At 48.1% G+C, this 23,892-nt stretch carries 23 protein-coding genes; 9 read left to right on the top strand and 14 right to left on the bottom strand.

Annotated features, from left to right (window positions below):
- Nucleotides 1–4 precede the first annotated feature (4 nt).
- Both L0Y31_RS18665 and L0Y31_RS18670 read left to right on the top strand, forming a co-directional pair.
- Nucleotides 5–1,081, top strand: a complete 1,077-nt coding sequence (locus tag L0Y31_RS18665; protein ID WP_234734605.1) for a patatin-like phospholipase family protein — start codon at nt 5–7, stop codon at nt 1,079–1,081.
- 79 nt (nt 1,082–1,160) lie between these two features.
- The gene (locus L0Y31_RS18670) at nt 1,161–2,003 is read left to right on the top strand and encodes a hydroxymethylglutaryl-CoA lyase (protein ID WP_234734606.1); all 843 of its coding nucleotides are present in this window, start codon (nt 1,161–1,163) and stop codon (nt 2,001–2,003) included.
- 1 nt (nt 2,004) lies between these two features.
- Here L0Y31_RS18670 and L0Y31_RS18675 read toward each other — a convergent pair whose 3' ends face one another.
- A complete protein-coding gene (locus L0Y31_RS18675; RefSeq protein ID WP_234734607.1) occupies nt 2,005–2,529 on the bottom strand; it encodes a DUF7935 family protein in 525 nt (174 codons plus the stop codon).
- Nucleotides 2,530–2,589: 60 nt separating this feature from the next.
- Here L0Y31_RS18675 and L0Y31_RS18680 point away from each other — a divergent pair, with 60 nt between their 5' ends.
- Together L0Y31_RS18680 and L0Y31_RS18685 are read left to right on the top strand one after the other, a co-directional pair.
- The gene (locus tag L0Y31_RS18680; protein ID WP_234734608.1) at nt 2,590–2,919 is read left to right on the top strand and encodes a HesB/IscA family protein; all 330 of its coding nucleotides are present in this window, start codon (nt 2,590–2,592) and stop codon (nt 2,917–2,919) included.
- 99 nt (nt 2,920–3,018) lie between these two features.
- On the top strand, nt 3,019–6,771 hold the full coding sequence (locus L0Y31_RS18685) for a sensor histidine kinase (protein WP_234734609.1): 3,753 nt from the start codon (nt 3,019–3,021) through the stop codon (nt 6,769–6,771).
- Between the two features lie 3 nt (nt 6,772–6,774).
- Here the strand turns inward: L0Y31_RS18685 and L0Y31_RS18690 are convergent, their stop codons facing one another.
- The gene (locus L0Y31_RS18690; protein ID WP_234734610.1) at nt 6,775–7,344 is read right to left on the bottom strand and encodes an NUMOD4 domain-containing protein; all 570 of its coding nucleotides are present in this window, start codon (nt 7,342–7,344) and stop codon (nt 6,775–6,777) included.
- Between the two features lie 311 nt (nt 7,345–7,655).
- Between L0Y31_RS18690 and L0Y31_RS18695 the strand changes: the two genes are divergently transcribed.
- On the top strand, nt 7,656–8,021 hold the full coding sequence (locus L0Y31_RS18695) for a CoA-binding protein (protein ID WP_234734611.1): 366 nt from the start codon (nt 7,656–7,658) through the stop codon (nt 8,019–8,021).
- A gap of 41 nt (nt 8,022–8,062) precedes the next feature.
- Here the strand turns inward: L0Y31_RS18695 and L0Y31_RS18700 are convergent, their stop codons facing one another.
- The 7 genes from L0Y31_RS18700 to selD form a co-directional block, all read right to left on the bottom strand.
- On the bottom strand, nt 8,063–9,064 hold the full coding sequence (locus L0Y31_RS18700) for a 3-oxoacyl-ACP synthase III family protein (RefSeq protein WP_234734612.1): 1,002 nt from the start codon (nt 9,062–9,064) through the stop codon (nt 8,063–8,065).
- A 290-nt stretch (nt 9,065–9,354) separates the two neighbouring features.
- A complete protein-coding gene (pssA, locus tag L0Y31_RS18705; RefSeq protein ID WP_310587111.1) occupies nt 9,355–10,032 on the bottom strand; it encodes a CDP-diacylglycerol--serine O-phosphatidyltransferase in 678 nt (225 codons plus the stop codon).
- 22 nt (nt 10,033–10,054) lie between these two features.
- Nucleotides 10,055–10,693: an MBL fold metallo-hydrolase gene (locus L0Y31_RS18710; protein WP_234734613.1), complete on the bottom strand. Its 639-nt coding sequence runs from the start codon at nt 10,691–10,693 to the stop codon at nt 10,055–10,057.
- A 29-nt stretch (nt 10,694–10,722) separates the two neighbouring features.
- Complete coding sequence (locus L0Y31_RS18715) at nt 10,723–11,223, bottom strand: DinB family protein (RefSeq protein WP_234734614.1); 501 nt, start codon at nt 11,221–11,223, stop codon at nt 10,723–10,725.
- Between the two features lie 18 nt (nt 11,224–11,241).
- Nucleotides 11,242–11,943, bottom strand: coding sequence for an SAM-dependent methyltransferase (locus L0Y31_RS18720; RefSeq protein WP_234734615.1), 702 nt, complete (start codon nt 11,941–11,943; stop codon nt 11,242–11,244).
- Nucleotides 11,943–12,713, bottom strand: a complete 771-nt coding sequence (locus L0Y31_RS18725) for an alpha/beta fold hydrolase (RefSeq protein ID WP_234734616.1) — start codon at nt 12,711–12,713, stop codon at nt 11,943–11,945. Before L0Y31_RS18725 ends, L0Y31_RS18720 begins: the two co-directional genes overlap by 1 nt.
- A 64-nt stretch (nt 12,714–12,777) precedes the next feature.
- Nucleotides 12,778–13,836, bottom strand: a complete 1,059-nt coding sequence (gene selD, locus L0Y31_RS18730; protein ID WP_234734617.1) for a selenide, water dikinase SelD — start codon at nt 13,834–13,836, stop codon at nt 12,778–12,780.
- A gap of 389 nt (nt 13,837–14,225) precedes the next feature.
- Between selD and L0Y31_RS18735 the strand changes: the two genes are divergently transcribed.
- Nucleotides 14,226–14,516: a 2TM domain-containing protein gene (locus tag L0Y31_RS18735; protein ID WP_234734618.1), complete on the top strand. Its 291-nt coding sequence runs from the start codon at nt 14,226–14,228 to the stop codon at nt 14,514–14,516.
- Nucleotides 14,517–14,577: 61 nt separating this feature from the next.
- Here L0Y31_RS18735 and L0Y31_RS18740 read toward each other — a convergent pair whose 3' ends face one another.
- Together L0Y31_RS18740 and L0Y31_RS18745 are read right to left on the bottom strand one after the other, a co-directional pair.
- The gene (locus tag L0Y31_RS18740; protein ID WP_234734619.1) at nt 14,578–15,372 is read right to left on the bottom strand and encodes a thymidylate synthase; all 795 of its coding nucleotides are present in this window, start codon (nt 15,370–15,372) and stop codon (nt 14,578–14,580) included.
- A 106-nt stretch (nt 15,373–15,478) separates the two neighbouring features.
- On the bottom strand, nt 15,479–15,943 hold the full coding sequence (locus L0Y31_RS18745; RefSeq protein WP_407084043.1) for an OsmC family protein: 465 nt from the start codon (nt 15,941–15,943) through the stop codon (nt 15,479–15,481).
- An 89-nt stretch (nt 15,944–16,032) separates the two neighbouring features.
- Between L0Y31_RS18745 and L0Y31_RS18750 the strand changes: the two genes are divergently transcribed.
- Nucleotides 16,033–16,362 carry a hypothetical protein gene (locus L0Y31_RS18750; RefSeq protein WP_234734620.1) on the top strand — a complete coding sequence of 110 codons (330 nt, stop codon included), beginning with the start codon at nt 16,033–16,035 and terminating at the stop codon, nt 16,360–16,362.
- Between the two features lie 123 nt (nt 16,363–16,485).
- Here L0Y31_RS18750 and L0Y31_RS18755 read toward each other — a convergent pair whose 3' ends face one another.
- Genes L0Y31_RS18755 through L0Y31_RS18765 form a run of 3 tightly spaced genes read right to left on the bottom strand, consistent with a single transcriptional unit; the run spans nt 16,486 to nt 20,020 of the window.
- On the bottom strand, nt 16,486–17,082 hold the full coding sequence (locus L0Y31_RS18755) for a precorrin-2 dehydrogenase/sirohydrochlorin ferrochelatase family protein (RefSeq protein WP_234734621.1): 597 nt from the start codon (nt 17,080–17,082) through the stop codon (nt 16,486–16,488).
- Nucleotides 17,079–17,831: a uroporphyrinogen-III C-methyltransferase gene (gene cobA / locus L0Y31_RS18760; RefSeq protein WP_234737202.1), complete on the bottom strand. Its 753-nt coding sequence runs from the start codon at nt 17,829–17,831 to the stop codon at nt 17,079–17,081. Before cobA ends, L0Y31_RS18755 begins: the two co-directional genes overlap by 4 nt.
- A gap of 44 nt (nt 17,832–17,875) precedes the next feature.
- Nucleotides 17,876–20,020, bottom strand: a complete 2,145-nt coding sequence (locus L0Y31_RS18765; protein WP_234734622.1) for a nitrite/sulfite reductase — start codon at nt 20,018–20,020, stop codon at nt 17,876–17,878.
- Nucleotides 20,021–20,271: 251 nt separating this feature from the next.
- Here L0Y31_RS18765 and L0Y31_RS18770 point away from each other — a divergent pair, with 251 nt between their 5' ends.
- Together L0Y31_RS18770 and L0Y31_RS18775 are read left to right on the top strand one after the other, a co-directional pair.
- The gene (locus L0Y31_RS18770) at nt 20,272–21,174 is read left to right on the top strand and encodes an LEA/WHy family protein (protein ID WP_234734623.1); all 903 of its coding nucleotides are present in this window, start codon (nt 20,272–20,274) and stop codon (nt 21,172–21,174) included.
- 104 nt (nt 21,175–21,278) lie between these two features.
- The gene (locus L0Y31_RS18775; protein WP_234734624.1) at nt 21,279–23,786 is read left to right on the top strand and encodes a YfhO family protein; all 2,508 of its coding nucleotides are present in this window, start codon (nt 21,279–21,281) and stop codon (nt 23,784–23,786) included.
- The last annotated feature ends 106 nt before the right edge of the window (nt 23,787–23,892 follow it).

Below are 23,892 nucleotides of genomic sequence, written 5' to 3' on the forward strand. Positions count from 1 at the left end.
CAAAATGAGCACAAAATTACGCATTCTTTCCATTGATGGCGGTGGCACCCGTGGGGTTATTCCGGCTGCCATTCTTAACTGCATACAACAAGACACTGGCAAAACACCTACCGAGCTGTTCGATCTGATCATCGGTACGTCAACCGGCGGTATTATTGGTATTGGGCTTTTTTTCGGCATCCCTACGGAAGACCTGCTGGCGCTTTATCTGGACAAAGCGAATGATATTTTTTACGATGACTGGCTAGACGATCTGAAAGATTTAGGTAAAAAGACAGGCGCTGACTACTCAAATGAGCACCTTACGCAAATTTTAAAAGACCTTTTCGGTGACACAACGCTGGGGCAGGTCCACGACCGCGTAAATCGTGACGTTGATTTTACCCGCTCGCTGCCGTACCACGGTCAGAAGATTCTTATGGTGCCTAGCTTTGACCTTAATCCCATTGAAAAGAACGAACCAATCAATTTCAGGGCGGTTATTTTTAATTCGTTTCTAATGAAACATAAAGATGAAAAGTTAGTGGATCTGGCGTTACGAACTTCGGCTGGGCCAACTTACTTTCCGATCTATGACCGCAAATATATTGACGGTGGCGTTGCACTCAATCACCCGGCTATGGCTGCCGTCGCCTTTGCCATTAATGCAAACGACGACCCGGAAAAGAAAGATTGCTACCCAGAAGGGCTTAAAAAAGGCCTCGGTTTGGGAATCAACGACTTGCACCTGTTTTCCATCGGCTGTGGCACATCCAACCAGAATAATATTCCTGAATCGGGCATCCGTACGGGCGACTGGGGTGAAATTCAATGGGTAAAATACCTGCCTGATTTATTGACGGAATCCAATGTTCAGGTTTCGGACTACTATGTGCGTCAGGTACTGCCCCAAGCTCATTATCACCGGATTAACCTTTCTTTTAATAGTCCCAAAGCACCCGCCGTCATTCGTAATGAGATCAATAAGAAACCCATTGGTCTGGATGAAAAACGTCCCGCCATCCTTCGGGCCATGAAAGAGTACGCGGAGCAATACTATACCGCCAACAAAGCGGAGATTCTCGGCTTTTTGGGAATATAAGTCGACAATCCTGCGTTGTGATTGGTAGCCGGATTCTCTACCTTCAGGGCGGAGCATTGGGCTACCAAACCACACGCTGATGAAAATCATTGAATGCCCCCGCGACGCCATGCAAGGTCTGGCGAACTTTATTCCCACGGAAGAAAAAATCCGTTACCTGAACACCCTGCTTCGGGTGGGCTTCGATACTCTTGACTTCGGGTCGTTTGTTTCTCCGAAGGCCATTCCCCAAATGCGCGATACCGCCGAGGTGCTGGCTGGCCTGGACTTATCGGCTACTTCCACAAAGCTGCTGGCTATTGTTGCCAACCAACGGGGCGCTGAACAGGCCATGGAACACGAAGCCATTCGGTACCTGGGTTTTCCCCTGTCCGTTTCGGAAACGTTTCAGCTTCGGAATACCAACAAGACCATCGCGCAGGCTTTCACCGAAGTAGCTGCCATCCAAGCCCTTTGCCTGTCCGGCGGAAAGGAATTTGTGGTGTACTTATCCATGGGATTTGGTAATCCTTACGGCGATCCGTACAGCCCCGAAATCATTGCGCAGTTTACCGAAAAACTGGTCCAACTTGGCATTGGCATCATTGCGCCCTCCGACACGGTGGGCACCTCCACGCCTGAAAGCATCGAACTGCTTTTCAGTTACTTAATTACCCACTTTCCAGACGTTGAGTTCGGGGCTCACCTCCACGCCCGCCCCGGCGAAGCAGCGAGCAAAGTGCGGGCAGCCACGCGGGCAGGCGTCCAACGCATTGATGGCGCCTTACGCGGCTTTGGGGGCTGTCCGATGGCCAAAGATGACCTGACGGGTAACTTACCTACGGAAGAAATCATTGCGGTGCTGGAACAGGATGGCGCTCGCTTGTCCATCGATAAAACGGAACTGGCAACCGCTTTAATCCAGTCTGCGGCGCTTATGTAAGCTACAGAAACGTTTGCTGAATTTCTTCCTTAATGACTTTTAACGCCAAAGCTACCGGCTGGTTGTTTTGCTGGATCACCTGTTCAAAAATCTTTTTCGATAAATCCAGGGCGGGCGCATCGGGCATTACTTCGCTAGCCGCCTGGTTGATCAAAGCCACCACTTCGTTCATGGCCTGCACAATCTGGTCCCAACTCGCCTGGCTCATGTATACCTGCTGCGATAGGTTGTGATTGTATTCATCCCGGATTTCGCGGAGCAACAACTGCTGAAGATCCAGCGCCGTTAATTCCTGGCCACCCATCCGCAACAGCAAATTGTTCGGACTGATGCGCTCCAGAAAAAGGGTCATGCGCTCGTAGGCCTGTAACCGGATTGGAATGACGGTCTCGCTATACTGATGGCGAATTTCCTGCTGCTGTTTTCGGAAATCACGTTCCAGCATGGCCTTGATAGCCAGGTACATGCCCAAAAGAACAAGCCCAGCGGGTATGGTTAATTGTAATAATTCTGCGACAAGGTTCATAATGATCAGGAATCAAACTACAGCAAATTTTGTAAATTCGGTGGGTAATTCGAAATATGTATGCTAGTTTCCGATTTAATTGACCGTCCGATTGGTCTTACCCCCGAGGCGCGCGAACAGATTCTGGACACCTTGCGGGCAAACAAAATCCCTGATTCTTACGGACTTAGGGTAGGAATAAAAGGGGGTGGCTGTGGCGCTTCGTGGCTGTTGGGTTTCGATCAACCGGGCACTACCGACCAACTCTACGAAGTGGACGGGGTGCGGGTTATTATTGACAAAAAACATTTGCTTTATGTGCTTGGCGTGGAGGTTGGCTACGGCGAAGGTGAAGCGGGTGCGGGCTTTACGGTTCAGAAACCAGAGCCATCCAAACCAGAGGTCATTTAACAGGCATTATTCTTCCTTATTTTTGTTGTTGAATCGCCAACAAAGGGGATATTGGCATGATTTTAGGGTGAACATTGAAAACTGCCCCAGAACCCACTTGTGATTTTTCTTAAAAAATACCTCTTTCTCCTGCTTGCTTTTCTGGCTTTGGGACTTTCTGCTGCCTGCTATTTTATGGCTAATCAGGGGTCCATTAGCGCTTCTGATGAGCGATACCTCAAAACAGTTCAGCATCGGGTTCAACAGGAATTAACACAAAGCACCGAAGAGCTACAGCAGATTTCTCAACAGTTGCAGCAAAGTCGGGATTATTCGTTTGCCAATTGCGAAATACCCACGGTTCACCCTTATTTTATTTTCCGCCACCAACGGCTGATTTACTGGTCTGATCATCGCTTTATTCCGGAAGTTGACTGCCTTGAAAGCTCATCGTATCCCTACTTTGTTTCACTCCAGCAAGGCCAGTTTCTCGTTAACCGGCTCAGGCTACCCGGTGACTCCATTGAGGTTTTTTCGCTGGTTAGTATCTACCGCTCCTACCAGAACGAAAACAATTACCTGCGTTCGACCTACAACCCAGGGTTGTTTCCGCAAGCACCAAAACAGGTAGCGGCTGGCCGTTCGCAGGAGCCTTTGCAAAACATTTACGCAGCCAATCAAGTCTTTCTCTTTTCGGTATCCCCTCCGGAGCAAGCCGCGTATTACGCGCAAACGGCACCAATTAACACCGTTATTCTGGGCCTGGTATCGGTCTTTATGCTGGGTTTGTTCTTGATTTCCACCATCAGGCAACTGCAAAAGCGGCGGAACCGTGAATTGGGTTTTATGCTACTATTGGGCTACCTGGCGCTGCTACGGGCCGTTATGCTTTATTTCAAAGTACCCTTTCTGCTGATAGAGTCTGCAATTTTTAAGCCTATTTTCTATACTTCATCTCAAGTGGCGCCTTCGCTGGGAGATCTGCTTTTGAATGCCATTTGTGTGGGTATACTAGCCTTGTACCTGGCTGTTTCCATTCACCGATTCAAACTCTATGCGTGGCTACTGCATCAACCGGAGTGGTCCAAAGGGCTTGTGTCTATTTTATTGGTTGTACTGAGCTACTTCTTGTTTTATAGCTGTTTTGTCGAATTAAGCCAGATTTATGCTCAATCGAACTTTACGCTTGATATTACTTTAAGCATAACTGTTACCTCGCTCAAGATCACCTGCCTGCTGATATTTGTAGCTATTTCGACGATTTATTTTCTTGTTCTGCATGTTTTGAGTCTGCTTTTTATCCGGTTGAACAAACGCATCCTGCCCGGTATTGGATGGCTTGTCATCGGCAGTCTGCTTGCGGGAATGTTCCTGTGGCTATGCGGCTTCCGGCCAGACTGGATTCTGATTCTCAATGGTTTGTATTACTTGATTCTTTACCGTAGCCGCTTTCCAAGAGTATTATTTGCTTTCCGCTACAAAACCTCCACTTACCTTCTGCTGGGGGCGTTTATCTGTGCTATTTTATCCACCTATGTCGTTTACAAACAGGAAACGTTAAAGGATGTCAGCAACAAACAGGAATTTGGCCAGCAGCTTCTGTCCGAAAACGATGAATTGGGTGAGTTTATGCTTCAGAAAACCCAGCAGGCTATTCAAGAGGATAACAGCATCCAGCAAACGCTGCTAACGGATACCCTGCTTGGCCGTGAGCGCATTCAGCAACGCGTTAAAAGCGCTCATCTCGACAAATACTTTGACCGCTATGATGTTGAAGTACTGTCGTTTAATGCGGAAGGGCTTCCTCTGGATAATCGGCAATTTGCTCCAGAATACCTTTATTACCAGGATAATTACCGTCGGCCGCTTTATAAAACCCAATACACCGACCTGTTCTTTATCAACGATGTTAATAATCGATTTACAAAGCAGTATATCTGTTTTATTGATATCAAACGCGGCAGCCGACCCCTCGGGCATGTAGTGCTTGATCTAAAGATGCGCAAGGACCGGCTTAAAAGCTCAAGCCTAGACCAGCTCGCCGAGCGTCAGTTTGTTCAGGCACCGGAGACATCGGCCTATAGTTACGCTGTTTTTAATAAGCAGCAGCACGTGGTGTCGAGCGTAGGTAGTTATAATTATGAACGCCGTATGCCTACGGAGCTACTGGAAACCAGTGCTTTATACGAAGACGGCGTTTCGCATCATGGCTACAAGCACATTGCGCAGCGAGGCAAGAATGGACGATTGATTGTTGTGTCCTCGCTGGCCTACCCCCTCAAAAACATCCTGGCTAATTTCTCCTTTCAATATTTGACGCTGGTTTTGTATGTACTGGGTATTATACTCGCCTACGCCATCCGGCACAGTCTGTCAAATTACCGGCTCAATTACTCCACAAAGACCCAGATTCTCTTAAATCTGGCCTTTTTTCTGCCATTGCTGCTGATTGTTGTCATTACATTAAGCGCTATCAGTTCGAATTTCGACGCAAATCAACAGAATACGTACATCAACAACACGAAGAATATTGCCTCTAATTTTCTGCCTTATATCGAGAATTTTTTGGCCGGTAAGTCCAGCAAAGCCTACATGGAGCAGGAAATGCGGAAAATTGCCCGGGGCTCAGAAATTGACATTAATCTGTTTAAGCCTAATGGCCAGCTTTGGACCTCTTCGCAGCCGTTGCTTTATGAAAGCGGGCATCTGTCGAAATACATTAATCCCAAGGCGTACCGCCATTTGATTGACGATAAAGAGAATCAGGTTTTGCTCATGGAGTCGCTCGGTACGAAGAAGTACCGGACTGCTTACGTTAGCATCAAATCAACGGACCGCAAATTGCTTGGCGTCTTAGGCGTTCCTCATTTTGATTCCCAGGCTGAGCTGGACCGGCAACTTATTGAGGTCATCTCGACCGTTTTGAGCGTTTTTACCGGACTGCTGCTCGTCTTTTTCTTTGTATCTTACTGGGCTTCAACGAGTCTAACCAAGCCACTGCAAATGATTACCCAGAAGATTCGGAGGACAAATCTGGATAAACTGAACGAACCATTACCCTGGGGATCTGATGATGAGATTGGCGTTCTGATTGCTGAATACAACAAAATGCTGTTGAAATTAGAGGAAAACAAACGGGCCTTGTCGCATAGTGAAAAACAATCAGCCTGGCGCGAAATGGCTAAGCAGGTTGCGCACGAGATCAAAAACCCGCTGACTCCCATGAAGTTAACCCTCCAGCATCTACAGCGAACGCTTCCAAAAGATAGTCAGGAAGGCCGGGGTGGCATTCAACGTACGCTAAACTCACTCCTGGACCAGATTGATAACCTGAGTGACATTGCCACTTCGTTTTCGGATTTTGCCAAAATGCCCCTCCCGAAGAACGAGCTTTTTGAAATCACTACGGTTATTAATAAAGCCGCGGATCTGTACGCCGATGACGGAAAAATCTCGCTGGAACGGAGCATTGCGCCGCATCCCGTGATGATTGTCGGTGATCGCCAGCTAATAGGCCGGATACTTACTAACCTGATTATTAATGGAATACAATCGGTGCCTATTGGCAGAAAACCCACTATTCGGTTGAAGCTGGCCGTTAATGACGGAAATATCAATATTGAGGTTAGCGACAATGGGGCGGGCATTCCGGAAGCAATCCGGACTAAGGTCTTTCTTCCTAATTTCAGCACCAAGCAAGGCGGCTCGGGCCTGGGGCTAGCCATCGCGAAACGAGGCATTGAGCATGCAGGTGGCAGCATCTGGTTTGAGACAGTGGAAAATGTGGGAACAACGTTCTTTATTTCCATTCCTCAAACCGATGCCTTGTCAGTACCACCCGTGACGAATCATAAACGCACCGTAAAGCGCTAGTTACTATTCGCCGTCAATAGTTACGTGCTTCCAATTTTCGCCAGAACGAATGCGATTCAATTGAGTGTGCGTAATGCCAAATTGCTTGGCAATCATTTTTAGCCGGTTTTTATCGTTTTTAAGCAGTTTTTTGATCATTTTCACCTTCGACTCCGTCAGCTTGTAGTTCCGGGTGCGGCGGGGCATTTCCCGGTTTAGAAGCGCTGGATTCTCGCGGTTATGCTCAATCATCTCCTCTTTAGTTACCCATTTCAGGTTCTGAAAATGATTGTTCTTTTTGTCATGGTCTAAATGAATCACATACACCAGATCCGTTTGATTGCGCTCGACAAAAAACTCTGCCACCAGTTTGTGCACGTAACGATTCAGCGTTTTCCCAGCAGTCCGAATGTTGAGTGAGTTATACCCCTGAATAACAGATCCCTTAATAATAGTCCCTTCCTTAGGCTCAGTCTGAAAACTTTTTAATCTCCCAAAATTTGAAACCTCGTAACGGGGAGGATTTTCAAGCCCGTCAAAGACAATAGCCACCCATTTCTCGTTCCAATAACTACTTGATCTCCTCTCACTCATGATTAATGCACTTTACAAAATATGGATATTTCTTCATTCATCAAGGGTATAGCCAATCATTCAACAAACGGTCAAAACATCAATTAAGCGCCTGAAACGACCTTTTTTTATTGTATATCCAAAACAGACGATGGCTTAATTTTTCGGTAAATTAGTGTAGCTACATTATATGAACAAACTTGTTTAACAAATGTTGTGAAAAACTAAACAACTTTTTTCACCGGTAAATGGCTGGCCCAATCCGTTAAAAAGAGATTGAGAACCAGATTTAATCCATCAAGGTTATAAGGATAGCTATCGATTAAACGAACATGAAAAAAGGAAAAACACTGATTATTGGCGCTTCTGAAAATCCAGATCGCTACGCCAATCGAGCCGCTCATAGCTTGTTACGATACGGACACGATATTGAAATGGTTGGCTTGCGCGAGGGCCAAATCCGATCCAACCCAATTCAAACCGGCCTACCAGAACTTTCTGATATAGAGACAGTTACTTTATACGTATCTGCAAAAAATCAGCCAGGCTACACGGAGTACATTAAGCATTTGAAACCACAACGAGTGATCTTCAATCCAGGAACTGAAAACCCAGCTTTTGAGCAGGAATTAATTCAGGAAGGGATTGAGCCCATTCATGGCTGTACATTAGTTATGTTGTCGGTTGGGGCCTACTAAGGTCTTTTCGAAAATGGTAAAGGAATCCGGCCCGGATTTTTTTACCACCTGATCAGGGCTGACGCCCACGTGAAACCACTGCCGAAAGCAGCGAGGCATACCAAATCGCCTGGCCGAACCCGGCCTTGCTCCCAGGCTTCATTTAAGGCGATGGGGATAGAAGCAGCTGTTGTATTTCCATAACGTTGAATGTTATTGATTACTTTCTCTTCCGGTAGCTTTAATTGCTGGCGAACATAGTCAGAAATCCGGATATTGGCCTGGTGGGGTACCAGCAACGAAATATCCTCCGGACTAAGTTCATTGGCTTTTAGAGCTTCCTGAATTACTTCTGTGAACCGCACAACGGCGTGTTTAAACACCGCATTGCCGTTCATAACTACATTAAAGCCTCCTTCATCCACCATCTCCTTCGTTGCTGAGCGGTTTGGGCGGCTACTACCAGGATCTTTCACGTAGAGGTCTTCGGCAAAGCGGCCATCAGCGTGCAGGTGCGTTGAAAGTATGCGATGCGCCGGATCGGAGGTTGCCTGTACTACGGCTGCCCCGGCACCATCACCAAAAATGACGGCGACACTCCGGCCCTGGTTACTTTTGTCAATCCAGGTCGATTGTATTTCTGACCCGACGACCAGAATTGTTTTGTACGTACCGGTTCGGATAAACTGATCCGCAATGGAAAGCGCATAAACAAAGCCCGAGCATTGGTCGCGAATGTCAATGACACCGATTCCATCCATACCCAGTTCACGTTGCATTAGAAAGCCAGAACCGGGAAAAAAGTAATCTGGCGTTATGGTTGCATAGACGATTAGGTCAACTTCTTTGGCCGTCACGTTAGCCCGTTCAAGGGCCATGCGCGAAGCAGCGGCAGCCATACTGGCGTTGGTGTCTTTTCCGTACGTGAAATACCGGCGTTGCTGAATCCCTGTCCGTTCCTGGATCCACTCATCAGAGGTTTCCATGTACTGGGTCAAATCTTCATTCGTAATCACATTATCGGGAACATAATAACCTAAGCCCGTGATGGTTGCATACTTCATAATACTCCGTTACTAAAAAACCTCACTAAGGTACTAGTCATTAATGAGATTTTTAACTAATTCAATTAAGCAATTTTATACGGAAACGTCAATGAAAATGGATAAGATTTAGCCATGAGTTTTGTCAGCTTGTTTTATGAGCGGGTTATGCAAAGCTGTCACTAGCAGATTCAGAATTTCTTTTCAGAGAAGAAAGTCAATTCTGCAACAAGCTTTCCAGCGATTAAAGGAAGTAGACTCATCCCTCGGCCAAAAATAAACTGCTCTTGCGGCTAAAAGCTATCTGTTCACTACTTTTTACCTATAAGTGACAAAAGGATATACAGTAAAATAATCAGTGGTACGGCTGCGAATTGCAAAAACAGTAAGAGCAGGGCCGACGTAATCAGAAAAATATATTTAATCCGGTTCTCCTGCCAGCCAAATGATTTAAATTTCAAGGCAAATAGGGGCAGTTCGGCAACGAGCATAAACGAAAAAACAATCAGAAACCCTAGCGTAATATCATTCTGCCACCACGAATTAAATTGCGGCTGATAATGGGCCATTAGCGGAAAAGAGGCAATCATCAGGCTATTTGCTGGCGTTGGAACCCCAATAAACCCTTCAGCTTGACGCGTGTCAATGTTAAAATTGGCCAGACGTAAGGCCGATAAAATGGTAATCAAAAAAGCCACGTATGCCACGTCGCCCCATCCCTGTTGCAGGCAAAGTTGAAAGACCAGTATCGCCGGGAGAAGGCCGAAGGTTACCATGTCGGCCAGGGAGTCTAATTCTTTACCGAATGGTCCCGAAACCCGGACCATTCGAGCCACAAAACCATCGCCAAAATCCAGAATGCCAGCCGCAATCATAAGCCATGCCGCTGTAACCAAGTCATTGCGCAAAGCCAGCACTACGGCAATGGACCCGCACAGCAGGTTGCCACAGGTCATGGCATTGGGCACGTGTTTTAAAAGAGACTTCAAGAAGGTAGGCTTTTGGTGGATATTATTCGTTTACAAACGGATTTGACCGCTTTTCCTGGCCAATGGTCGTTGGCTGCATATGCCCGGCATAGACTGTATAATCATCCGGTAGCGTATAGAATTGGGTTCGGATGCTATTTTCCAGCGTTTCAAAGTCACCAAAAGGCAGATCGGTACGCCCAATACTACGGCGAAATAACACATCGCCTCCAATGACATACCGCTCCGCGTGATTGATAAAAGCCACGTGCCCCGGTGCATGGCCCGGCACGAAAACAACGTCAAAGGTGGTGCTCCCAAAGTTAATCTTCTCGCCCTCATGCAAGTATTCGTCTACTTCGGCAGGATCGTAGCCCCGAAGCCCAAACATCGCCATTCGCGCAGGCACATCGTTGAAAATAGGCAGATCCTTCTCGTGCAGGTACATTTTTACGCCATATTTCCGCTTGACGAATGCACAGCCAAACACGTGATCCAAATGCGCATGAGTGAGTAACAAGTACTTTATTTTCAGCCTTTTCTCTTCAATAAAGCGTGCCAGTTCTTCTTTCTCATGCTGTTCGTAACAACCCGGATCAATTACAACTGCTTCGCTCGTTGCGTCATCGGCTACTACATATGTATTTTCCTGAAAGGGCGAGAAAACAAAAGAATGTACCATAGCGCAAAAGTAAGAAGTATCCTGGAATCTTACTCGCGCTTATTTTCTTCGTTATAGAATATAAATAAATCTGTCTTGACAGGCTGGTAGCCCAACATACGCACCATGTTCGTGATCTGGCCCCGGTGGTAAGTTCCGTGGTTAGCCACATGATTAATGGTTTGCCACAGCGGCACTGTGTAGGTATCACCCGTTGAAACTGCTATAAACGTTACGGTTTCCTCCAACCGAGCTGTCAAATCAGCCTGAAAATAGTGCTCAATTTTCTCTTGAATGGGCCGCCAGATTGCTTCTATCGATCCTACAGTACTTGTATCCCAATCAGCTGGAATAGTCACTTTAGAATTACCCTGCCAGCGATTCAGCCACATCCAGTCTGAGATAAGCAAATGCGTAATTGTCAGTTTTAGAGACGGAAAACTTCCGCCCAGATGCTGCTCAAATTCACTGGTTGATAATGATTTAACCTGGTCAAACGTGTTCCGATTGGCCCAGTTATGATAGGCAATAAGACTGCTGTAACGATCCATACCCCCTTCTAAATAGCTTTATAAAAGTAGAAATACAGTAGGTTTTTTATGCAAATCCATTTTCTGACTTTTCCATTCGCGAATAGAAAGAGTGCGGATAACTTCGTCCGGCGCCGTTACGTTACTGGCAATGCAAAGCCTCGTTTCAGCCTGACAGTTGGCGAGAATATCCTGCAACAAATGGTTGTTCCGGTACGGCGTTTCCATAAAAATCTGCGTTTGCTGCCGTTGCTGGGCTTCTTTTTCCAGGTGACGAAGCACCCGAACTCGGTCGTTGCGGTCGATGGGCAAATAGCCATGAAAAACAAAGGACTGCCCACTCATGCCCGAAGCCATCAGGGCCAGCAAAATCGACGAGGGACCAACCAGAGGCACTACTTTCCAGCCCCGCTGGTGAGCTAGTCGCACGGCCACCGCCCCCGGATCAGCCACGCCCGGACAGCCTGCTTCCGACAATACGCCCGCATTACGGCCTTGTTTTGTCAGGCTGTCGAGTTGCTGGCGGGTTTCGGCTTCTGGCGTATCTTTGTGCAATTCGTGAAACGTCAGTTCATCAATTACCTGCCCCGTTTTCAGGCCACTGATGGCGCGCCGGGCCGTGCGCGCGTTCTCTACGAAATACGTACTGGTCTGGCTGATAACGTCCCGAATGGATAAAGGCAGCACCTGCTCAGCCGTTCCTTCAGCGAGCAAGGTTGGAATAAGATAAAGCGTTGGCATCAGGACTCTAGAAAACGGCTTAATACCTTCACAAACTCCTCTGGTTTCTCGGCCTGAACCCAATGCCCGGCACCTTCGATGGTTTCGAGCGTAACATTAGGAAATAGCTTCTGGATGATGTCAATATCTTCATCCCGAATGTAGCCTGATTCACTGCCTCGAATAAACAAAGTTGGCTCGGTAACCGTACGCGCATGAAGTAGCTCTTCGCCAACGCCGTGAATCTCGCGGCTAATTACATCCAGGTTCAATCGCCAGTCGAATTGTCCTTTTTCGTTGCGATAAAGGTTTTTCAACAGGAATTGTCGGACTGCTGGAATCGGTTCATACTCACTGAGTAAGTCATCCGCTTCGCTGCGGCTTTTGATACTTTCCAGCGGAATGGCATCCAGGCCGCGCAGAATTTCGCCGTGGTGGACCGGGTAAAACTTTGGGGCAATGTCAACCACCACCACTCTACTGAATAGATCCGGGTAGTCCATGGCAAACTGCATAACCACTTTCCCGCCCATTGAATGCCCGATCAAAACGGGTTTATCCAATTGATGTTCCCGAATGAATTCGGCTAAATCCGACGCCATCGATTCATAATCAAACACATCACTGCGCGGCGACCGCCCATGATTCCGCTGGTCAACCAGAAAAACACGGTGGTTATTATCCGCAATAGACTTGGAAATGGTCAGCCAGTTATCAGACGAACCAAAAATGCCGTGGAGAATAATAATTGGGGTGCCAGCTTCTCCTACCTGGCGGTAATAAAGTTTCATAGCAAACAGTAAAAGATGGCCAAAAAGAAGCAGGAACAGCGCCCGCTTATCTCCGTCCTTCTTGTCAAACTACATAAATAACATTTTCCCGCTTTTCTACCAACTGCCCGATAGACGTTAGTTTCAAGTTGTTTTCGTATGCAACCTGTTCAAATTCCGAGGCGCTACCGGGTTCAATGGCAATTAACAAGCCACCGTTAACCTGCGGGTCAGCCAGGATATAACGTTGTTCTTCCGTCATAGCACCGACTTTATGGCTATATCCATCCCAATTTTTATGCGTACAATCAGGAATGGTGCTATAGCTCAGGTAGTTTTCGAGCCCTGGCAATTGAGGAATTTTGTCAAAATGAATCTCGGCACTCAAGCCGCTGGCTTCCGCCATGCCCACCAAATGGCCCAACAGGCCAAAAGAGGAAACATCCGTTAAGGCCTTCACATACGGCAACTTACCCAGCACAATTCCAAAGCGATTGAGCTGCGCCATCTGTTCAATCGCCAAGCCTGCCTGTTCTGGCAAAAGCACGCCTTGTTGCTGCGCCGTATTCAGGATGCCGGTTCCCAGTGGTTTCGTCAGATAAAGACAGCAGCCCGCCGTTCCGGTATTGTTTTGTTTAATTCGGTTCAGGCGCGTTCTGCCCGTCACGGCCAGGCCAAAAATAGGCTCCGGACTTTCAATACTATGGCCACCCGCCAGCGGAATTCCCGCCGCCGCGCAGGTCTCCCGCGCCCCGGCCAATACTTGCCCTGCCAGTTCAGGCGGTAACTTATCCAATGGCCACCCCAAAATAGCAACGGCCATGATTGGTTCGCCCCCCATTGCATATACATTGCTAATCGCATTGGCAGCTGCGATGCGCCCAAAGTCGGCGGCATCATCCACGATTGGCGTGAAAAAGTCGGTTGTGCTGATGATCGCCTCGCCGTTGCCTAATTCCATGATGGCGGCATCGTCGCGGCTGTCGTTGCCAACGAGTAAATTGGCGTAATTGGCCCCAATGACAGGCGAAGTGCTATCTGCTCCGTGTAATATTTTGGCCAATACATCAGAAGAAATTTTGCATCCGCTGCCGGCAGCGGTGCTATATTGAGTAAGTTTATAGGTCTCAGTTTGTGTTATCATTTGCTGGCGAAGTCTGGTTGTTCTTTCAGATATCAGATTCTAGTTACGGAGAAAATATCATTAATCCAAGTTAGCCGACGCTTTATTAGCCTCTGGATCAAGACGAAATGGCCCGATTCAGCCTTATTTTAGGCACAGCTTTCAACTTCATTTCATTCTTTAATTTGGACTCGTAAGACTGTCTGCCATGTTGAACACTCTTTTTTTAAAACCTGATAGTAAGTTATAAACTTGAGCAGCTTTGAGAAAAGGTGCCATTCACGACAATAAAAAGAGTGTTTATCCGGCTCAGAGAGAGGTTAATCGGAAAAAGATAGAGCTGCGGGGAATAAAAACTTAAGTTTGTTACATCGGAAAGAAACGCCACTTACCACATAAACACTACTGAAATGGAAAATCGTGACCCCCAACTCTGGAAGCAAGCGAAAGCCCGTGCAGGTTTTAAAATTCACCTGCGCTCATACCTGATTGTCATTAGTTGCTTATGGGCTATATGGCTGCTAACGAGCCTGTTATTCTCGAATGGCCGCTGGAACGGCTTTCATTACCCCTGGCCTATCTGGGCGATGCTGGGTTGGGGAATTGGCCTTGCCTCCCATTATTTCACCGTTTACCACGGCCAGGGAGAAAACAATCTGGCAGAACGCGAATATGAGAAATTACGTCAGAAACGGGCTTGATTGAGCACTGGAAGGCGCGAAGAACGATACAAAACAGTACTCGTTCTTCGCGCCCCGTGATTTATACGGCAACAGGTGCCTTTATGGTCGGGTAAGGATTATAATTTTCCAGCGAAAAATCTTCGTATTTAAAGTCAAAAATGGACTTTACCGATGGATTCAAGCGCATGTTTGGCAGCTCCCGTGGCTCCCGGGAAAGCTGTAAATCAACCTGCTCCAGGTGATTCAGGTAGATATGGGTATCGCCCCCGGTCCAGATAAATTCGTGCGCTTCGTAGCCGCATTCCTGCGCAATCATCATCGTCAGCAAGGCATAGGACGCAATGTTGAACGGAACACCCAGAAAGACATCGGCACTGCGCTGATAAAGCTGGCAGGAAAGTTTTCCGTCGGCTACGTAAAATTGAAAAAAGGCGTGACAGGGCGGCAGCGCCATGTGGGGCACATCCGCCGGGTTCCAGGCTGAAACAATAATCCGGCGCGAATCAGGCTTGTTTTTCAACTGATTCAGCACATCCTGCAACTGATCAATCGTCCGGCCATCGGGCGCTTGCCAGCTTCGCCACTGCTTTCCATACACATCACCCAGGTTTCCATTTTCGTCCGCCCATTCGTCCCAAATACGTACCCCGTTGTCATTCAAATATTTAATATTGGTTTCGCCTTTAATAAACCATAGCAATTCGTGAATAACCGACTTCAGGTGAATTTTTTTGGTCGTAACCAGCGGAAAGCCTTCTCGCAAATCGAAGCGCATCTGGTGGCCAAAAACACTGATGGTTCCGGTGCCCGTGCGGTCGGTTTTCCGCGTGCCGTTTTTCAGAATATGCGTGAGTAAGTCGTGGTATTGCTGCATAGAGGAAATCAAATTCGAGTGGCCAGTTGACCAATCGCAAAATTATCAAAAAAGAAAGAACCCTTCACCGATCAGCAAAGGGTTTTCTACTAATTTCTAGTCCTGATTAAGCGGCTTCGATGGTCAACGAATAGGTTATCTGAGCCGTTGGACGAATTTGCGCCGTGGCGGAACAGTACTTGTCCATCGATAAGTCGATAGCCCGACGCGCTTTGTCTTCGCTGATATCGCCCTTCAGGATATAATGCAAATTGATGGTTGAAAATGGCGCTGGATTCACATCCAACGGACGCACTCCTTCAACGGTAATGCGGAAATCGTCGATGCGTTGCCGTTGTTTATTTAAAATCAGAATCACGTCGATGGCGCTGCAACTCGCTAACCCCATCAGCAAGAGTTCCATCGGACGAGCACCCGCGTTATGGCCACCAATGTCAACAGCACCGTCGATATGAATGGGAACATCCGACAAACCCGTGGCTTCAAAATGAAAGGCATCATCTACCCGATTCAATTCTACCTTCATTGTTTTCGTTTTTGGTGCGTCGGTGGGTTGATTGTTTGTTGTCATTTTTTCGTTATGATAGTATGCATGCTGACTACCAGCTTGGTTCTTTGGTACAAATTACGTAATTTCACTAAAATAAATTCCTGACAATCATGTCGGACCGCCTCTTTGACATCAAAAATGACCGCCGGCTAAGTGTTTATTTATACCGCGCCGGATTTGGCTTCTGGTTACTTTATATCCTCATGGGTGCTCGTTTCCTGCAAGAGCTCCAGACGTATCGCAGCGACTGCGGTGTCTTTTCTTTTTTCCTGATGGTTATGGCCTTATCAACATCGATGTACTATGACTACCACCATCATCCTTCCGATTTTGAGCAGAAAAAGAAATGGTTGGTTGCTGGCTACCTGGTACTAGGCGGATTGGTTTACTTTTTCATTCTAGGGAACAAAATACCTTCGCTGGCTCACGTCCTGCCTTAGCATTTTATCATTGTATTATTTTTCGTTGCCATTTTTCCATCTGAGTACTGCTCGCCGGATGAGTGGCGCGGCCTGAAAGGCAAAAACGGAATAGTCTGTTCGTCAGCTATTCCGTTTTTGCTTTTATAACTCTCGTTTCTCTTCTTCTGCTGGGGAACGAAGCACGTTGGTAATCTCGTTGAGGCGCTCCATTTTCTGCACAAAATCCCCTTTCAGGCGATTGCGGATTGTCTGTAAATTATCCAGCGTTTCCTGCAAACTCTCGGGCAAAATGGCTTCCAGAACTTCCCGAAACCGCTTGGCAAAGGTCGGCGACTTCCCGTTAGTTGATATGGCAATTTTCAGATCCCCTTTCCGAACCACGGAACTGAGGTAAAAATCGCATAAATCAGGAGTATCGGCCACATTAACCAGAATCCGTCTAGCTTTGCACTCCTGCTGCACCTGAAGATTTACCGCCTTGTCGTTTGTCCCGGCAATAACCAGGTCTTTGTCGGTTAAGTAGCTCGAATCGTACGAGTCCTTGATTAGCGTCAGGTTGGCGTTCTGGCTGGCCAGTTCAACGATTTCCGCGCGAATTTCCGGAGCAACGAGCGTAATGGGCGCTTCCGGAGCGTTGGCGAGCAAAGCCGTTAGCTTTTCCAACCCGACATAACCGCCGCCCACAACGAGCGTTTGCAATTTTTCAATTTTGACAAAAATCGGAAATAAGGTATTCATCGCTGGATACTGATCATTTCCTGCAAATCTACTAATGATTCATTTCTTAAAGCAGCCACTTCGCCAACTACAATAATGGCGGGGTTACCAATGTTGGTTTGTGCCACAATGTCAACAATCGTTGAAACCTGGCCTACGGCTACTTTTTCTTCTGGTAAGGAGCCGTTCTGAATAATAGCTACGGGCGTATCGGCCTTGCCACAGGCTTCGAAAACGTCCATGATTTCCGCCAGTTTGTGCATGCCCATCAAGACAACGACCGTTGCCGTTGATCGAGCCGCGAAACGCAAGTCCTGCGAAAACTGACCGTTTTTGGTGGTTCCGGTCACAACCCAGAAGGATTCGCTCAGCCCCCGCGTGGTCATGGGAATACCAGCCAAGGCGGGCACTGCGTAGCTTGACGACAAGCCCGGTATCACATTGATTTCAACCCCATGCTGCCGGGCATACTCCAACTCTTCATAACCCCGCCCAAATACGAACGAATCGCCGCCTTTCAGCCGAACAACGTGCCCGTAGTTTTTGGCATAATGCACAATCAGCGGGTTAATTTCTTCCTGCACACACGAATACGCGCCCAAGCGCTTACCAACATATACTTTCAATGCGTCGGGGCGACAATGTTCCAGTAAATCAGGGTGCACTAGCGCATCGTACATGACCACATCGGCCTGTTGCAACGCCTTAATTCCCTTTACCGTGATCAAATCCGGATCGCCCGGTCCAGCGCCAACGAGTGTTAATTTCATCATTTTATTACAAAGCTTTTCGGCTCCACATCCGCCTTTTGGAATTAACTGTCTTTTGCCATGCTCAATTCCTGCAAATCAGGTAATCCTACCAGCGCAATCTGCTGCTGGCGGTACGCTTTAACCTGAATCAAAAAGGCATTGGCCAGCTCCGTAAACTGCTGAGCAAAGCTTTCGGATGGTTCGTTTTTATTGATACTGAAAACCAGCGTTTTGAATGCGCCTTCTTCCGTGTGGAAGCCCGGTTCATTCAGGAAATTTTTGTCGAAATCACTAACAATGCCGTGCTGGGTATTGGTCGGAACTTCTTTCGTCATCAGAGCTGCTTTGGCGCTGGTGATAACGACGTTGTAGGCATGGTAGATTGCGTCGGCCCAGCGGCTGTCGGCTTGTGCTTCCCAGGCCCAGTTTATTTTTTCTTCGGCTTCGGTCAGGGTCGTTGCCACCAGGTCAATCATAACGCCTGCGCATTCGCCAACCCCGATTTCGGTTACAAATTGTTCCGTATGATCCCAGTCGATAAAGTCGTCCTGCGTGAGCGTTTTCAGATCGGCCAACGGCTTCAGCAACGTGTAGAAATAATTCTTGCCCTGACGCGCGTAATAATCGCTGTAATATTCCCCTTCAAAGGCGTTGGTATCGTAGTCGTTAAGCAGCACCCGCAAAGACTCCGGTCCCCGCTTGGTTGGCACTTTGATTACTTTATCGGCAATCAGACCTTCCCCTTTTCCGTTGAAGCCACCACCCAGCAGCACCTGCAAGGCAGGCAGTACGTAAGCGCCGCTTTTCAGCGAGCTGCCCTGATACCCGATATTGGCCACGCTGTGTTGACCGCAACCGTTCATACAGCCCGAAATCTTAATTTTGATATCGTTATTATAAATCAGGTCGGGAAATTCCTGCTTCATCATTACTTCCAGCGCCCGCGTAATGCCGTAGCTGCTCGAAATAGCGAGGTTACAGGTATCCGTACCGGGGCAAGTCGTAATGTCAGCCGTGGTATCGAAGCCCGGATCGGCAAGACCCAAAGCGTTCAGGCTTTCGTACAGCGCCGGTAAGTTTTCAGGACGGACAAACCGTAGTTGATACCCCTGGTTGACCGTCACCCGGATGTCGTCGGCTGCGTAATTCTTTACGATTTGGGCCAGTGCCCGCGCCGTATTGGCATGCATATCGCCCAACAAAACCCGAAGCTGCACCGCATACCAGCCTTTTTGTTTCTGTTCGAAAACGTTGGTACGCAGCCAGGCGTTGTAGTTTTCATCCTCGCTTAAATCGGCACTCACAGTTGGGGCATCTCCGCTTCCATCGGGCAGGCTCGCTTCGAAGCCCTCGGTGTCAATCGCAAATTCTTTATTTTTCAGCGCCAGTCGCTCTTCCTCAACGCGTCTCAAAAACTCTTCCAGCCCAATATCCTGCAGCAGAAACTTCATCCGGGCTTTGTGCCGACGGTTGCGTTCGCCGTAGCGATCAAAAACGCGAATCACGCCTTCCGTGAAGGGAATAATTTTGTCTTCTTCCAAAAACTCAAACGCCGTTTCTGCCGAGTAAGGTTGAGCCCCTAAGCCACCACCTATCACGACCTTAAAGCCCCGTTTGCCGTCCTGAATCCGGGGAATCAGGCCCACATCGTGCATGTAGGTATACGCCGAATCTTTATCGCTGGAAGAAACAGCAATTTTGAACTTCCGACCCATTTCCTGACAAATTGGATTCCGCAGGAAATAATCAAAAATACGGTAGGCGTAAGGCGTAATGTCAAACAGTTCATCAGGGTCAACACCCGCTTTGGCTGAACCCGTCACGTTCCGAACGGTATTGCCGCAGGCCTCCCGTAACGTAATTCCGGCGTCTTCCAATTCGGCCCAGAGCTGGGGCGTATCGGCCAGTTTAACAAAGTGAAGCTGAATATCCTGCCGCGTTGTAGCGTGTAGGTTTCCCGTAGCGTATTTATCCGACAAATCGGCAATGCGGGTTAATTGATCAGCGGTGAGGCGTCCGTGGGGCAATTTAATCCGGATCATCTGCACCCCCGGCTGCCGTTGTCCATAAACCCCTCTTGCCAGACGGAATTTCCGAAAATGTTCATCGGTCATTTCACCGGACGAAAACACATTTATTTTTTTCTGTAAATCCAGAATATCGCGTTGCGCCGCTGAGCTAACGTTATCGGTGAATTGAAAGGACATAGGTTATATAAATTAATATTCTCTATCGAGTTAGTAAACTAATCAATCTAAAGAAAGTGCCAGCGGCAGGCTGGCACAGTCGGAAATTTAGTCTTATACAAAAGTAACCCGTATTCCGTTCCACCGAGCAAAGTACGCTTTACTTTTGATTATTGCTTATTACTTCAGGTTATGGATAGGGGTTATGGATAGGATTATAAATAAACAGTAGTTCGACTGAGGAGGTTATACACATACTTAACACCAACGGTATGAAAAAGGGAGGATGGGTTGCGCTATTGTTACTGCTTATCGGCGCTTTAGGCGCTTACGTCTGGTACCAGCGCCAAAAAGAAAAGGCGTCCCAGGAGCCCTACGGAACCGCTCTTAAGCCTCGCCTCGAACTAAGCAAGTTTGAAATCACCGACATTGCCGACGATGCAGTCAGCATAAATATGAAGATGCTGATTGACAATCCTTTGCCGGTGTCGTTCAAGGCGCGGGAGCTTGATTACGCCTTTTACATCGATACAACCCTGATTTCTAAAGATTTATACAAAAAAGCCATTGAAATAGAATCCTCTGATAGCAGCTTGGTTACGTTGCCGGTCAAGGTATTCATGAAGCGTACAAACAACTTGTTGAAAGAGTTAGAACAACGGGGCGTGGATAGCGTTGATTATCGAGTTCAGGCTACGTTTGCCATGGATGTACCCGTGTTGGGCGAGCGCACGTTTAAAGTTGAAGGCAAAAAGCGCCTTCCTGCCCTGCGGTTACCCAAGGTCAAGGTGCAGGATATTGACTGGGGCAAAATAAGCTTCAAGGAAACGGATTTGGCGGCCAAAGTCGAGATTACCAACCCGAATGTTTTTCCCATTCACTTTACGGATACCCACTACAAAGTCCTAATCGATGAGGATTTGGTCGCGGAAGGATCGCAGCCTGAACCGATCATTATTCCAAAAAATTCGACCCGGCCCGTTGTTTTTCCGGTAACGCTCAAGCCCGGCAAATTTGATAATGTGGCCTGGAAAGCCTTGTTTAAGAAGAAAAAGACTTCCTACCTGATCGAGTTTCGGAGTAAACTGGTTAGCCCCGATGGCAATAGCGCTTTTGATAAAAGCCAGCTGGTGAGCCAAATTAAAGGTACGCTAGCCGACTTGAAGAAGAAGTAAGCAACAATCCAGCTTTGCGTTCTCGGCTTTCGGCAAAAAAAGTGTTTCTTTACTCGTTAATTCCGAAACTAAACGAATCGGCTCCCTTCGAGTAACGAGTTTTTATGAATTTTAAACGGTTTCTTCCTCACCTGATTGCCGTCATCGGGTTCGCTATTCTGGCCGTACTGTATGCCTCGCCAGTACTGAACGGCAAACGCCTTAACCAACACGACATCATTCAGTCAGTATCCGCTGCCCGCGAGATTGTCGAATATAAAAAACAAACCGGCGAACATTCGTGGTGGACCAATAGCATGTTCGGTGGGATGCCTTCGTTCATGATTGCGGCGGAGTATCCAACGAGTCTGACTACCAAATTAGGTCAATACATCAACCTGCTACTGCCTGATCCGGCCAACTACATTTGGTTGCTGATGCTGGGTGGTTATGTGCTGATGCTGGCGCTGGGCACCAACGTCTGGCTCTCGGCCTTAGGCGCGGTTGCGTACGGATTGGCCTCGTATCACCTGCTGAGTCTGGAAGCCGGTCACGTTTCGAAAGTGCTGGCCATTGCCTACGCACCGGGCGTTTTAGCCGGAGCGATTTTGGCACTGCGCGGACGCTACATCGCGGGTGCCGCCTTAACCGCCTTGTTTTTAGGCTTGGAACTCTACGCCAACCACATCCAGATTACGTACTATCTGGCCATTGGAATGGTGATTTACATTGTTTTAGAAAGCGTTCGGGCCATTCAGAAAGGGCAAATGCGTCATCTTTTGCTGGCTGGAGGAGCCCTCGCCGCCGCCGCCCTGATTGCCGTAGGGACCCATACAACCCGCCTCTGGAGCGCTGCTGACTACGCAACGGTTACGCAGCGTGGTAAAGCCGAACTCACCCTCACGCCACCCTCCGCAGGCGCTGCCTCCACGACGACCGACGATGCTACTCCCAAAGATGGCTTAGGCAAAGAATACGCCTTTCGCTGGAGCTACGGCAAATCCGAGACGCTTACCTTGCTGATTCCCAGCTTTGTGGGGGGCTCCAGCATGGGCTCACTGTCCACCAGTTCGGAGACGTATAAGAAAATGGTTGGTATCGGCATCGACCCAAATATGGCCGAGCAATTTGTCCGGCAACTCCCGCTTTACCACGGTGACCAGCCCTTGACGGGTGGACCGGCCTACGCGGGCGCTATCGTGATTTTCCTGTTTATTTTAGGCTTATTCACCGTACGTGGCCCACTGAAATGGTGGGCGCTGGCCACTACCTTGCTGTATATTATCTGGGCGTGGGGTAAGAATTTCCCGGCGGTCAACTACGCTTTTTTTGATTATTTCCCTGTCTTTAACAAGTTCCGGGCGGTAACGATGGTCTTGTCGCTGGCCCAGATTCCGATGGTCGCGCTGGGCATTGTGGCCCTGAAACAAATTCTGGATAAAAAAATCCCAACTAAAGACGTCAATCGCCCCTTACTGATTAGTCTGGCGCTAACAGGGGGCTTGTCGCTGCTGCTGGCCATTGCTCCTACCGTGTTTATTAACTTCCGGGGCGCTGGCGATGATAATTTTGTGGCTAGCCTCGAACAGGGTTTGCAAAGCAAAGATTTGGCCAATCAAATCCTGATGGCCATGATTGACGACCGCGTTGGTCTGTTGCGCGGGGATGCCTTCCGGTCTGCCGTCTTGATTTTATTGGCTGGCGGTCTTATCTGGCTGTATCTGCGGGATAAAGTGAAGCCGGTCGTTATTTATCCGGCTCTATTGGGCCTGATGATTTTCGATTTGTTTGGGGTTGACAAGCGCTACCTGAATAATGACGATTTTGTGAGTAAAAGCGCCATTCAGCAAACGCTGGAACCTTCGCCAGCCGACCAGCAGATTCTAGCCGACAAGGACCCTAATTTCCGGGTGCTTGATGTAACTACGGATTTCATGAGCGATGCGCGCGCTTCCTATTTCCATAAGTCTTTGGGGGGATATCACGCGGCAAAAATCCGGCGCTACGAAGAACTGGTGACGTTCCAGATTTACCGCAACAATCAGAATGTCATCAACATGCTCAACACAAAATACCTGATTAGTCAGGGTCAACCTGCTCCCGGCCAACAACAGGCAGGTGCACCTGTTGCCCAATTGAATCCGAATGCCTTGGGCAACGCCTGGTTTGTAAGTGAGTATAAGATTGTTCCCGATGCCAATGCCGAAATGACGGCCATGAATACGCTTGATCCAAAGAAAACCGCCGTGGTAGATCAGCGCTTCAATGAACAACTCAAAGGTTTGACCATCCAGGCCGATTCGGTGGCAAATAACATCCGACTGACGAACTACAAGCCCAACGAGCTAACTTACGAAAGCAACGCCACAACGGAACAACTGGCCGTTTTTTCGGAGATATACTACAATGTGCGCGATGAGTGGAAAGTGACCATCGACGGCAAAGAGGTTCCGCACCTCCGCGCCGACTACGTATTACGAGCCTTGCGCGTACCCGCTGGAAAACATATCATTGTCTTCCGCTTCGATCCGATTTCGGTTTCTGCCGGTAAAACAGTAGACCTGATCAGCTCGGTGCTACTCCTGGCGTTTATCGGTCTGGCTATATTCACGGAGAACCGCCGCAAAGCCTAAAAATGGGGCAGGTACGGTTTCATCGCCGTCCTGCCAAATTACCCCTACTACCGCGAACAAGTCGCTTTTCCTTGCTGTTAATAGAGGACAAATTGCCTTTATCTGA

Source organism: Tellurirhabdus bombi (assembly GCF_021484805.1).
Classification (GTDB): Bacteria; Bacteroidota; Bacteroidia; order Cytophagales; family Spirosomataceae; genus Tellurirhabdus; species Tellurirhabdus bombi.